An 11,953-nucleotide genomic window follows, 5' to 3' on the forward strand; every position below is an offset into this window, starting at 1 on the left:
ATCTGCGCATTCCACCGCTACACCAGGAATTCCATTCTCCCCTACCGCACTCTAGTCTGCCCGTACCCACTGCAGGCCCGAGGTTGAGCCTCGGGTTTTCACAGCAGACGCGACAAACCGCCTACGAGCTCTTTACGCCCAATAATTCCGGACAACGCTTGCACCCTACGTATTACCGCGGCTGCTGGCACGTAGTTAGCCGGTGCTTTTTCTGCAGGTACCGTCAAGCCGAAGCCCTTCTTCCCTACTAAAAGAGGTTTACAACCCGAAGGCCGTCATCCCCCACGCGGCGTTGCTGCATCAGGCTTTCGCCCATTGTGCAATATTCCCCACTGCTGCCTCCCGTAGGAGTCTGGGCCGTGTCTCAGTCCCAGTGTGGCCGGTCACCCTCTCAGGCCGGCTACCCGTCGTCGCCTTGGTGAGCCATTACCTCACCAACTAGCTGATAGGCCGCGAGTCCATCCTTGACCGAAAAACTTTCCACCCGCACCCGATGCCGGGGCAGGTCGTATCCGGTATTAGACGCCGTTTCCAGCGCTTATCCCAGAGTCAAGGGCAGGTTACTCACGTGTTACTCACCCGTTCGCCACTAATCCACCCAGCAAGCTGGGCTTCATCGTTCGACTTGCATGTGTTAAGCACGCCGCCAGCGTTCGTCCTGAGCCAGGATCAAACTCTCCGTAAAAAAATTACGACCTCCCACCCCGAAGAACAGGAGAGTCAAGTTTGACCTCTAGCAAATAAGACATCTCTCCGACCCGAAAGCCGGAAGCTGACATCAATTTCCAAAGGAATCCCAACCCGATCCGAAGATCAAGGCCGGGGTATAAAATTGGCATTGAACATAGTGCACGCTGTTGAGTTCTCAAGAATCGGACACATCCCGCCTCCACACCAGAACGGTGCTTCACAACGAAAGTGATCGAAGTTTGCTGTACGAGGGCCAGAGCACCCGATTTGTCTTGCTTGCCGAGACCGGTTAGGCTTGTCGGAACCGAAGTCCTGATCGCCTCCGTGGCAACTTGACTAACTTAGCACATCCGCAGGCCGTGTCAAGTCCGGCTTCTTCGTGGTGTTCGCGGCGTGATCGAGGATCGAACCGCTGCACCGACTCGGCCGTGAGGCCTTGCGACGAAGCCGGGACCGTGTCCCGTGGAGGCTTTGCATCTTACGCTCGCGATCCCGCAGTCTTCAAGAGACGAATCTCTAACAGGCCTGGGAGCGAGGGGATGGTCCCCGCTTGAGGTGGGCCAGCTGGTCTCGACGCTCTGCGCCTGACTCCCGCTTGCCGCTCCTTTGGGGTGACGAGGAGTTACATTACGTCGGGCCTCGGCCGAGCGGCAAATCGCCTGCGTCCCGGGCGTGTCGCGATCCGAGGTCCCCGCGGCGGGGGGCACCGGACGCCGGGTACCGGACACCGGCCACCGGACACCGGACACCGGCTACCGGCTACCGGCTACCGGCTACCGGCTACCGGCTACCGGCTACCGGCTACCGGCTACCGGCTACCGGCTACCGGCTACCGGCTACCGGCTACCGGACACTCAGTACCGAGCGCCTGCCACCGCCCGCACCGTCGCCGCCCGGCTCCGCCCGAGGAGAGCGGGCGCGCGATCAGCGGACGAAGGCCCCGGCGAAGCTCTTCTTGCCGCGGCGGAGCACGGCGATCCCGTCGATCAAGGGGAGCTCGCCGAGGGTGACGGTCTCGGACGGGAGGACGGTGTTGTTCACCGAGAGCCCGCCCTGGGCGAGCGCTCGCCGCGCCTCCCCCGTGCCGGCGACGAGTCCGGTCTCGACGAACGCCTGCAGCGCCGGCGTCTCCGGGGTCGCCTCCATCGAGGGCACCGCCTCCAGCGCGCCGCGGAGGATGACCGGGTCGATCCCCTCGAGCGAGCCCTTGCCGAAGAGCGCGGCGGACGCGTCGATCACCGAGCGCGTCGCCTCCGCTCCATGCACCAGCGACGTGACCTCCCAGGCGAGCGCGCGCTGCGCCTCCCGGCGGAACGGCTCGTCGGCGGCGGCCTTCTCGAGCCGCTCGATCTCCGTGCGCGGCAGGAAGGTGAAGATCCGCAGGCGGTCGGCGACGTCGCGGTCGTCCGTGTTGACCCAGAACTGGTAGAACGCGTAAGGGCTGGTGAGCTCGGGGTCGAGCCAGACGGCGTTGCCCTCGCTCTTGCCGAACTTGGTGCCGTCGGAGTTCATCACCAGGGGCGTGCCGATCGCGTGGACCGACACTCCCTCCGTGCGGTGGATCAGGTCGGTTCCGCTCGTCAGATTGCCCCACTGGTCGCTGCCGCCGGTCTGCAGGACGCACCCGTACTGCCGGTAGAGCTCCAGGTAGTCGAGTCCCTGCAGGATCTGGTAGCTGAACTCGGTGTAGCTGATCCCCGCGTCGGAGTTGAGGCGGGCGCTGACCGCGTCCTTCTTGAGCATCGTCCCCACGCGGAAGTGCTTCCCGATCTCTCGCAGGAAGTCGATCGCCGACAGGGGAGCGGTCCAGTCGAGGTTGTTGACCAGGCGCAGCCCGTTGTCGCCGCCCGCGGGGACGAACCGGGACACCTGCGCCTGGAGGCGCTCGACCCACGCGGTCACCGTCTCGCGCGAGTTCAGCGTCCGTTCGGCCGTCGGACGCGGATCCCCGATCAGCCCGGTCGAGCCGCCGACGAGCCCGAGCGGCCGGTGCCCGGCCAGCTGGAGCCGGCGCATGACGATCAGCTGCACCAGGTTCCCGAGGTGGAGGCTGGGCGCGGTCGGGTCGAAGCCGCAGTAGTAGGTGATCGGCTCCCCCGACAGCAGCTCTCGCAGCGCTCCCGCGTCGGTCGACACGTGCACCGAGCCTCGCCAGACCAGCTCGTCCCACACGGAGTCGAAGGCGGGGTCGAGCCGCGGGCTCATCGCGGACCCGGGGAGGTGCTGGTCGATCACCCGACCAGGCTACCGCGGCGCCGACCGGCCGGTCTTCACCAGTCAAGCATGCAGGCTTGATCCTGGGCTATCAAGCGCCGATACTTGATCAAGGAGGTCGAATGTTCGTCATCACCGCGGATCAGCGCGACAGCAGGCACGACCACGACCGCGTGGACCAGACGATCGCGAGCCTGGTCGACGACGGTCCGACGACGTTCGTCCTGCCCCCGGAGCGGACGGCCGGCGACGAGTTCCAGTGCGTGCTGGACCGGGCCGACGCCGTCGTCGCGCTCGTGCTCGAGCTGCACCGGACCGGCCACTGGAGCATCGGTCTCGGGATCGGCCCCGTCGACCGGCCGCTCCCCGCGACCACGAGAGCGGCTACCGGGGAGGCGTACTTCGCGGCGCGCCGGGCGGTCGAGGCGGCGAAGGGCCGGCCGACGCGCTTCTGTGTCGATCCGGACGCACCGGGATCGGCGGCCCCTGCACCGGCGGACGTCCAGGCGCTGATCGATCCGCTCCTCCTGCTGCGCGACGCGCGCTCCGAAGCCGGCTGGCAGATCGTCGACCTGCTCGAGAGCGGCCTCTCCCAGAAGGACGCGGCCGAGCACCTCGCCGTCAGCCCTCAGGCGGTCAGCCTCCGGGTCCGCGCGGCGAGCGCCCGAGTCGACGCTCCCGCCCGCGACGCGCTCGCACGCCTGCTGACAGTGGTCGACCGTACGCTCGACCCCACCGACGAGAGGACACCCCGATGACGGCACCCCCCGGATCCCCCGCCCTGCTCCTCGCCTCCGCGGTGCAGTCCGCCTCGTGGACGGCCGTGGTGCTCGTGCTGCTCGCCGGCCTCGCCGGTGCGGTGCTCGCCGTGCGCCTGCACCGTCCGCAGCTCGCCTGGATCTCCCTGGCGGCGACCGCCGCCGCCTTCCTCCTCACGGCGGTCGCCGGACCGTCCGCGCCCCCCATCCACTCCGTCCTGGTGGCCGTGCTGGCCTTCGCGCTGGCGGTCGTGGGCGGCGGGCCGGTCGTGCTGCTCACCCTCCGGCTCGCGACGGCCGACTCCCGCAGCGGCAGCCACGGCGGCATCATGGTCGCCGGCACCTCCCGCCCCGCCACCGGAGGAGCGCCCTCGGCGATCGGCCAGCCGATCGAGGTGCTGCGCGGCGGGACGACGATCGGGGTCCTCGAGCGGATCGCGACGGCCGGCGCACTGATGAGCGGTCTCCCCGAGGGGATCGCGGTCGTCGTAGCGATCAAGGGCGTCGGCCGCTTCAGCGAGCTCGCCTCCCCGGAGGCGCGCGAGCGGTTCATCATCGGAACGCTGGCGAGCCTCGCCTGGTCGGCGGCTCTCGGCGTGCTCGCCCGGCTCTACCTCGCGGGCTGAGCTCCGGGCCGCCGCCGGGGCACGGCTCTCCGGTAGGGCGAGACGGTGGGGTCGCCCGGGATGCTGAAGCGCCACGGGAAATCGTCCCCGCCACCCGGGCCCGAGACTCCGGTCCGCGGGCCCACCGCCACGGAGGACGGCCGCTCCCCCGGCAGCAGCTCGAACGACTCCTCGAGCGGGTCGCCCGACTCGGTGAGACGGACTCCGAGGGCCTTGGCCAGCCGTGCAGGTCCGCGGGCCAGGTCCCGGTGGCGCACGGGTCCGCGCCGGAGCATCGCGAGCTCCTCCCCCACGACGACCTCGCCGGCGCGCAGCAGCACGGCGGACGCCGTGCCCGCCGGCGAGCAGACGATGTTCACGCAGGTGTGCATCCCGTACGTGAAGTACGCGTACACGGACCCGGGCGGTCCGAACATGGGAGCCGTCCGGGGCGTCGGTCCGCGGTGCGCGTGCGAGCCCGGATCCTCACCCATGCCGAGGTACGCCTCGACCTCGGTCAGCCGGACGCCGACCACTCCCTCCGCCGTGCGGTGCAGGAGGACGCGGCCGAGCAGCTCCGGTGCCACCTCGAGGGCCGAGCGCGAGAGATCGGGGAGGTCCGCGCTCAGAAGAAGCTCTGGCCCGACACGAGGGTGATCACGATCACCGCGACGATGACGACTGCGGCGACGATCACGAGCGTCCGCTGCTGCCAGGGGCGCAGCGGCGGACGGCCGTCGTCGCCCGGGTCTCCTCGAAGGGTCACGGGCGCTCCCCCCGGAGGGAGCCGCGCACGACCCGGACGCGCTCGGTCAGCCGGGCGAGCTGCTCCGCGACGCGGTCGGGAGCAGTGCCGCCGACGCCGTCTCGGCTCGCCACCGATCCCTCGATGCTGAGGACCGAGCGGACGTCGGGCGTGAGGAGCGGCGACACCGAGGCGAGCGCGGCGTCGTCGAGATCCTCGAGCCCCCTCCCCTGCGACTCCGCCAGCTTGACCAGCTCGCCGGTGATCTCGTGGGCGTCCCGGAAGGGCACGTGCTTCTTCACGAGCCACTCGGCCACGTCGGTCGCGAGCGAGAAGCCCTGGGGCGCGAGCTCCGCCATCCGGTCGGTGTGGAAGGTGAGGGTCGCGATCATGCCGCTGAACGCGGGCAGCAGGACCTCGAGGGTCGTCACCGAGTCGAAGACCGGCTCCTTGTCCTCCTGCAGGTCGCGGTTGTAGGCCAGCGGGAGCGCCTTGAGGGTCGCGAGCAGCCCGGTGAGGTTGCCGATCAGCCGGCCGGACTTCCCCCGGGCGAGCTCGGCGATGTCCGGGTTCTTCTTCTGCGGCATGATCGAGGACCCGGTCGAGTAGCCGTCGTCGAGCGTGACGAAGGCGAACTCCCGCGTGTTCCAGAGGACGACCTCCTCCGCGATGCGCGAGACGTCGATCCCGATCATGGCGCTGACGAAGGCGAACTCGGCGACGAGGTCGCGGCTGGCCGTCCCGTCGATCGAGTTCGGCACGCTCGATGCGAAGCCGAGATCGCGGGCGACCGCCTCGGCGTCCAGGCCGAGGGTCGAGCCGGCGAGGGCGCCCGAGCCGTAGGGCGAGACGTCCGCCCGGACGGCCCAGTCCCGCAGGCGCTCCAGATCGCGCAGCAGCGCCCAGCCGTGGGCGAGCAGGTGGTGCGCGAGGAGCACGGGCTGAGCGTGCTGGAGATGAGTGCGCCCGGGCATGATCGCCGACGGGTGCGCCGACGCCTGCGCGGCGAGGGCGTCGATGAGCTGCACCACCAGCTCCGAGACGAGCGCCGCGTGGTCGCGGAGGTACATCCGGACGAAGGTCGCGATCTGGTCGTTGCGCGAGCGCCCTGCCCGGAGCTTGCCGCCGAGCTCGGGACCGGCCTCGAGCATCAGGCCGCGCTCGAGGGCGCCGTGCACGTCCTCGTCGGACTCGTCGGCGGCGAAGCTCCCGTCGGCGACGGCCGCCTCGAGCCGGTCGAGGGCCGCGAGCATCGCGGTGAGCTCGGCGTCGTCGAGGTAGCCCGCTCCCGCGAGCGCCCGAGCGTGCGCGCGGGAGCCGGCGAGGTCGTAGGGGGCGAGCTGCCAGTCGAAGTGGGTCGACTTCGAGAGCGCGGCGAGCTCGGGCGAGGGACCGCCGGCGAAGCGGCCGCCCCACAGGGCTCCGGCCTCGCCCGCGCGGGCGGAGGGTCGTTCCGTCATGGTTCTCCTCGGGTTCGGCTGTCGAGTCTACTGAGCAGCGTCGGCGGTGCCGGCGCGCTCGAGGAGCCACACGAGCAGGGCCTTCTGCGCGTGCAGGCGGTTCTCCGCCTCGTCCCAGATCACGCTCTGCGGGCCGTCGATCACGTCGGCGGTCACCTCGTAGCCGCGGTCCGCGGGCAGGCAGTGCAGGAACAGCGCGTCGGGAGCGGCGGCGGCCATCGTGGCCGCGTCGACCCGGTAGGCGCCGAAGGTCGCGACGCGCGCCGCCTTCTCGTCCTCCTTGCCCATCGACACCCACGTGTCCGTGATCACGATGTCGGAGCCGGCCGCGCCCTCGTCGGGGTCGGTCGTGGTGATCGCCGATCCGCCGGTGGTCGCGGCGATGCGCTGCGCATCGGCCAGGACCGTCGCGTCCGGCGAGTACGACTCCGGGGAGACGATGCGGACGTGCATGCCGGCCGTGGCTCCCGCCAGGAGGTACGAGTGCGCCATGTTGCTCGCTCCGTCGCCGAAGAACGTGAGCGTGAGGCCGGCCAGGTGGCCGCGGTGCTCGCGGATGGTCAGCAGGTCGGCGAGGAGCTGGCACGGGTGGAACTCGTCCGAGAGCGCGTTGACGACCGGCACGCGCGTGCCGCGCGCCATCTCCTCCAGGCCGGACTGCGCGTAGGTGCGCCACACGATCGCGGCGACCTGGCGCTCGAGGACCCGTGCCGTGTCGGAGGCGGTCTCCTTGCCGCCGAGCTGGCTGCTCGCGGTGGAGATGATCAGGGGGCTGCCGCCGAGATCGGCGATGCCGACCGCGAAGGAGACGCGGGTGCGCGTGGAGGACTTGTCGAAGATCACGGCGACGGTCTGCGGCCCGGCGAGGGGCTTCCGGGAGAAGCGGTCGCGCTTGAGCTCGAGGGCGAGGTCGAGGATCTCGGCCTGCTCGGCGGGAGTGATGTCGTCGTCGCGGAGGAAGTGGCGGGTCACGGTGCTGGTCGCTTTCGGTGGAGGTACGGGGTCAGAGGGTCTGCAGTGCGCGGCCGAAGCGCTCGGCGAACTCGGCGACGTCGGCGGAGGTCACCACGAGCGGAGGCGCGAGCCGGATGCTCGAGTCGTTCGCCGCGTTCACGATCAGGCCGGCGTCGAGGCAGGCGGCGGCGAGCTCGGCGGCGACCGGCCTGGTCAGGGCGACGCCCAGGAGGAGGCCCGCGCCGCGGAGCCCTCCGATCAGGGGCGAGTCGAGAGCGGTCAGCGCGTCGACGATCTGCGCCCCGCGCTCTCGCGCGTTGCCGAGAAGGTCGGCGCGCTCGATCTCGGCGAGCACGGCTCCGGCCACGGCGGTCGCGAGCGGATTGCCGCCGAAGGTGCTGCCGTGGTGGCCCTTCTGCAGGAGGTCGGACGCCTCGCCGAAGGTCACCAGCGCTCCGACGGGGAAGCCTCCGCCGAGCCCCTTGGCCAGGGTGACGGCATCGGGCAGGATCCCCGCCTCCTGGTACGCGAACCAGCGTCCGGTCCGCCCCACCCCGGTCTGGATCTCGTCGACGATGAGCAGCGCGCCGTGCTCGCGGGTGAGCTCCCGCGCGCGCTCGAGGTAGCCGGCGGGCAGCGGGATGACGCCCGCCTCCCCCTGGATGGGCTCGACGACGACCGCGGCGACGGACTCGTCGAGAGCCGCCTCGAGGGCCTCGATGCTCGCCTCGAGGTGCTCGACCCCTCCCGGCATCGGCTCGAAAGGCGCGCGCATCGCGGCCTTGCCGGTCAGCGCGAGCGCGCCCATCGTCCGCCCGTGGAACGCGTTCTGCAGCGCCAGGATGCGGTGCCGCCCGCCGACCGCGTTCAGCCGTGCCAGCTTGAAGGCCGCCTCGTTGGCCTCGGTGCCCGAGTTGGCGAAGTAGACGCGGCCCGTGTCCCCGGCCCCGGTGAGGCGGCGCAGGGTCTCGGCCAGCTCGATCTGCGGGGCGGTCGCGAAGTAGTTGGAGACGTGGGCGAGCGCACCGGCCTGGCGCGTCACGGCCTCGACGAACACAGGATGCGCATGGCCGAGGGAGTTGACCGCGATGCCGCCGAGGAAGTCGAGGTACTCCCGCCCGTCGACGTCCCAGACCCGGCAGCCCTCGCCGCGCTCGAGCACGGCGAGCGGCGGCGCGAAGGTCTGCATCATCGCGGCGGAGTAGCGGTCGCGCGCCGAGCCGGTGCGGGACGCGGTCGTGGGGGTGGACATGGTGGCCTTTCGATCGGAGCGGTCCGGCCACGAGGGCCGACGGTGCGCGCGTCCCGGACGGGACGGGCGCTCGGAGCCGGGGCCGCTGAGGATCAGCGGCCCGACATTCGCTCCCGGTCGCGGGGGTCGAGCGAGGCGACGACCTCGGTGCCGATGCCCTCCGAGGTGAACACCTCGAGCAGGATCGAGTGCGGGATGCGGCCGTCGATGATGGCGGCCTTGGGCACTCCCCCGCGCACGGCGTCGAGGCAGGCGGTCATCTTGGGGATCATGCCCGATTCGAGCGAGGGCAGCAGAGCCGCCAGTTCGTCCGAGCGGAGGTGCGACACGAGCGACTCGCGGTCGGGCCAGTCGGAGTAGAGGCCGGCCACGTCGGTGAGGATGACGAGCTTCTCGGCGCCGAGCGCGACCGCCAGCGCGGCGGCGGCGGCGTCGGCGTTGACGTTCAGCGACTGCGTGGGGTCGTCGGAGTCGGGAGCGATCGAGGACACGACCGGGATCCGGCCGGCCTCGAGCTGGGCGAGGACGGCGGCGGGGTCCACGGCGATCACGTCTCCGACGAGTCCGAGATCGTGCTCCTCGCCGTCGATCACGACGCCGCGGCGGCGGCCGACGAAGAGGCCCGCGTCCTCACCGGAGATCCCGGCGGCGAGGGGGCCGTGCTCGTTGATCCGGCGGACGATGTCGCGGCTGATGCTGCCGGTGAGCACCATCCGCACGACCTCCATCGCCTCGGGGCTCGTGACCCGGTAGCCGCCCCGGAACTCGCTCTCGATCCCGAGCCGGTCGAGCATCCGCGAGATCTGAGGCCCGCCGCCGTGGACGACCACGGGGCGGATCCCGGCGTAGCGCAGGTAGACCATGTCCTGGGCGAAGGAGCGCTGCAGCTCCTCCGACACCATGGCGTTGCCGCCGAACTTGATCACCATCGTGCGCCCGTGGAAGCTCTGCAGCCAGGGCAGCGACTCGATGAGCGTCGCGGCCTTCCCGGGCGCGGCGTCGCGCTCGGCGCGGCTCTCGGCCGAGAGGGTGGTGTCGTCGCTCATGGCCGCCTCAGCTCGAGTACGCGGAGTTCTCGTGCACGTAGTCGTGCGTGAGGTCGTTGGTCCAGATCGTGGCCGTCGCGTCGCCGGCGTGCAGATCGATGTCGACCGCGACATCGCGAGGGGCGAGGTCGACGAGGTCGCGGCTCGCGTGCGGCTCGCCCGCGAGGCAGACCTGCACCCCGTTCATCGCGACGTCGATGCCGTACGGGTCGAACTGCGCGTCGGTGGTGCCCACGGCGGCGAGGACGCGGCCCCAGTTCGGGTCGTTGCCGAAGATCGCGGCCTTGAAGAGGTTGCTCCGGGACACGGCGCGGGCGACGACGACGGCCTCGTCCTCGGTCGCAGCGTTCAGCACGCGGATCGCGACGTCGTGGGCGGCACCCTCCGCGTCGGCCTGCAGCTGCAGGGTGAGGTCGCGGCAGACCGCCGTCAGGGCCCGGGCGAACTCGTCGGCCTCGGCCTCGACGCCGCTGGCGCCGCTCGCGAGCAGCGCCACGGTGTCGTTCGTCGACATGCAGCCGTCCGAGTCGAGGCGGTCGAAGGTGACCCGGGTCGCAGCGCGCAGGGCGGTGTCGAGAGCGGCGGAGTCGAGGGCCGCGTCGGTCGTGATCACGACCAGCATCGTCGCCAGGCCCGGTGCGAGCATCCCGGCGCCCTTGGCCATGCCGCCGATGCTCCAGCCCTGCTCGGAGCGCACGACCGCCTGCTTCGGGACCGTGTCGGTGGTCATGATCGCGCGGGCGGCCGACTCGCCCGCCTCGGGTCCGTCGGCCAGCTCGGCGGAGGCGCCGGTCACTCCGGTGGCGAGCTTCGCGAGGTCGAGCTGGTCGCCGATCAGCCCGGTGGAGCACACCAGCACGTCTCCGGCGGACACCTCGAGGCTCTCGCCCACGAGCTCCGCGGTGCGGTGGGTGACCTGGAAGCCCTGAGCGCCGGTGTAGCAGTTGGCACCGCCGGAGTTGAGGACGATCGCCGAGACGACGCCGTCGCGCATGACCTGCTCGCTCCAGAGGACGGGATTCGCCTTGCAGCGGTTGCTCGTGAAGACGGCGGCGGCGCTCTGCAGGGGGCCGAGGTTCTGCACGAGCGCGACGTCGCGCGCTCCGGTCGACTTCAGCCCGGCGACGACTCCTGCCGCCCGGAACCCTGCTGCTGCGGTGACGCTCACGGCGCGACTCCGTTCACGCTCAGGCCGAGGGACTCCGGGAGCCCCAGGGCGATGTTGGTGGACTGGAGGGCCGCGCCCGCGGTGCCCTTGACCAGGTTGTCGATGGCCGAGACGACCACGACGCGGCGGGCGCGCTCGTCCACGGCGAGGCCGATCAGTGCGGTGTTCGCCCCCACCACGTCCGCGGTGCGGGGGAAGGATCCCTCCGGGAGCAGCTGCACGAAGGTCTCGTCGCCGTAGGCGGTCTCCCAGGCGGCGCGCACGTCCTGCGCGGAGACGCCGGGGGCGAGGCGCGCGGTCGAGGTCGCCAGGATGCCCCGGGACATCGGCACGAGGACGGGGGTGAACGAGATCGAGACGGGTCCGGCTCCGGCGAGCAGGAGGTTCTGGCGGATCTCGGGATTGTGGCGGTGCGCTCCGCCGAGGCCGTAGGCGTGCGCGGAGCCGAGGAGCTCGCTGGCGAGCAGATCGGTCCGCAGGCTCTTGCCCGCACCCGAGGGGCCGACGGCGAGGACCGAGACGAGGTCCGACGGTTCGATCACTCCGGCATGCAGGCCGGGGGCCAGGCCGAGCGTGATCGCCGTGACGTTGCAGCCGGGGACGGCGATGCGCCGCACTCCGGCGAGCGCCTCGCGCTGCTTGCGTCCCCCGCCGCCGATCAGCAGCTCCGGGAGCCCGTAGGGCCAGGCCCCGGCGAAGTCGCCCCCGTAGTAGTCGGCCCAGTCCTGCGGATCGGTCAAGCGGTGGTCGGCGCCGCAGTCGACGACGAGCACGTCCTCGGGGAGGGTCGCCGTGATCTCGCCCGACTTCCCGTGCGGGAGGGCGAGGAAGACGACGTCGTGCCCGGCGAGGTTCCCGGTCGTCGTATCGACGAGGACGAGGTCGCGGAGCGAGCGCAGGTGCGGGTGCACGGCGATGAGAGGCTGTCCGGCGTTCGCGTGCGCCGTGACCGTGCGCACCTCGAACTCGGGGTGGTCGGCGAGCAGTCGCAGCAGCTCGCCGCCCGCGTAGCCGCTCGCACCGGCCACCGCCACGGAGAAAGTCATGCCCGAGAGCCTAGC

Annotated in this window: 11 protein-coding genes and 1 rRNA gene; 2 read left to right on the forward strand and 10 right to left on the reverse strand. The window is 71.1% G+C overall.

Going from position 1 to position 11,953, the window contains the following annotated elements; translation table 11 throughout:
- Both C5D08_RS04935 and tyrS read right to left on the reverse strand, forming a co-directional pair.
- Positions 1-685, reverse strand: a 16S ribosomal RNA gene (locus tag C5D08_RS04935); the annotation flags it as partial.
- Between the two features lie 929 nt (positions 686-1,614).
- Positions 1,615-2,895, reverse strand: coding sequence for a tyrosine--tRNA ligase (gene tyrS / locus C5D08_RS04945; protein WP_104276195.1), 1,281 nt, complete (start codon positions 2,893-2,895; stop codon positions 1,615-1,617).
- A 131-nt stretch (positions 2,896-3,026) separates the two neighbouring features.
- On the opposite strand from tyrS, the gene C5D08_RS04950 reads away from it, so the two are divergent.
- A complete protein-coding gene (locus C5D08_RS04950) occupies positions 3,027-3,662 on the forward strand; it encodes a DNA-binding protein (RefSeq protein WP_104276087.1) in 636 nt (211 codons plus the stop codon).
- Positions 3,659-4,288, forward strand: a complete 630-nt coding sequence (locus tag C5D08_RS04955; protein ID WP_258067322.1) for a hypothetical protein — start codon at positions 3,659-3,661, stop codon at positions 4,286-4,288. The genes C5D08_RS04950 and C5D08_RS04955 overlap by 4 nt, the downstream gene beginning before the upstream one ends.
- On the opposite strand, the gene C5D08_RS04960 is transcribed toward C5D08_RS04955, so the two are convergent.
- From C5D08_RS04960 to argC, 8 genes are all read right to left on the reverse strand, one after another.
- Entirely contained in the window at positions 4,273-4,896 is a 624-nt protein-coding gene (locus C5D08_RS04960; protein ID WP_104276088.1) for a DNA-3-methyladenine glycosylase, read from the reverse strand. The genes C5D08_RS04955 and C5D08_RS04960 overlap by 16 nt on opposite strands.
- On the reverse strand, positions 4,893-5,033 hold the full coding sequence (locus tag C5D08_RS16915) for a hypothetical protein (protein ID WP_181110170.1): 141 nt from the start codon (positions 5,031-5,033) through the stop codon (positions 4,893-4,895). The genes C5D08_RS04960 and C5D08_RS16915 overlap by 4 nt, the downstream gene beginning before the upstream one ends.
- A complete protein-coding gene (argH, locus tag C5D08_RS04965) occupies positions 5,030-6,472 on the reverse strand; it encodes an argininosuccinate lyase (protein ID WP_104276089.1) in 1,443 nt (480 codons plus the stop codon). Before argH ends, C5D08_RS16915 begins: the two co-directional genes overlap by 4 nt.
- A 27-nt stretch (positions 6,473-6,499) precedes the next feature.
- Complete coding sequence (gene argF / locus C5D08_RS04970) at positions 6,500-7,444, reverse strand: ornithine carbamoyltransferase (protein WP_104276090.1); 945 nt, start codon at positions 7,442-7,444, stop codon at positions 6,500-6,502.
- A 31-nt stretch (positions 7,445-7,475) separates the two neighbouring features.
- Complete coding sequence (locus C5D08_RS04975) at positions 7,476-8,678, reverse strand: acetylornithine transaminase (protein ID WP_104276091.1); 1,203 nt, start codon at positions 8,676-8,678, stop codon at positions 7,476-7,478.
- 92 nt (positions 8,679-8,770) lie between these two features.
- Positions 8,771-9,724 (reverse strand): acetylglutamate kinase, encoded by a 954-nt coding sequence (gene argB / locus C5D08_RS04980; protein ID WP_104276092.1) that lies wholly within the window; start codon positions 9,722-9,724, stop codon positions 8,771-8,773.
- 7 nt (positions 9,725-9,731) lie between these two features.
- The gene (gene argJ / locus C5D08_RS04985) at positions 9,732-10,892 is read right to left on the reverse strand and encodes a bifunctional glutamate N-acetyltransferase/amino-acid acetyltransferase ArgJ (protein ID WP_104276093.1); all 1,161 of its coding nucleotides are present in this window, start codon (positions 10,890-10,892) and stop codon (positions 9,732-9,734) included.
- Positions 10,889-11,938 carry an N-acetyl-gamma-glutamyl-phosphate reductase gene (argC, locus tag C5D08_RS04990; protein ID WP_104276094.1) on the reverse strand — a complete coding sequence of 350 codons (1,050 nt, stop codon included), beginning with the start codon at positions 11,936-11,938 and terminating at the stop codon, positions 10,889-10,891. The genes argJ and argC overlap by 4 nt, the downstream gene beginning before the upstream one ends.
- Positions 11,939-11,953: the final 15 nt, after the last annotated feature.

This window comes from Rathayibacter sp. AY1B6, assembly GCF_002932755.1.
GTDB lineage: Bacteria > Actinomycetota > Actinomycetes > Actinomycetales > Microbacteriaceae > Rathayibacter.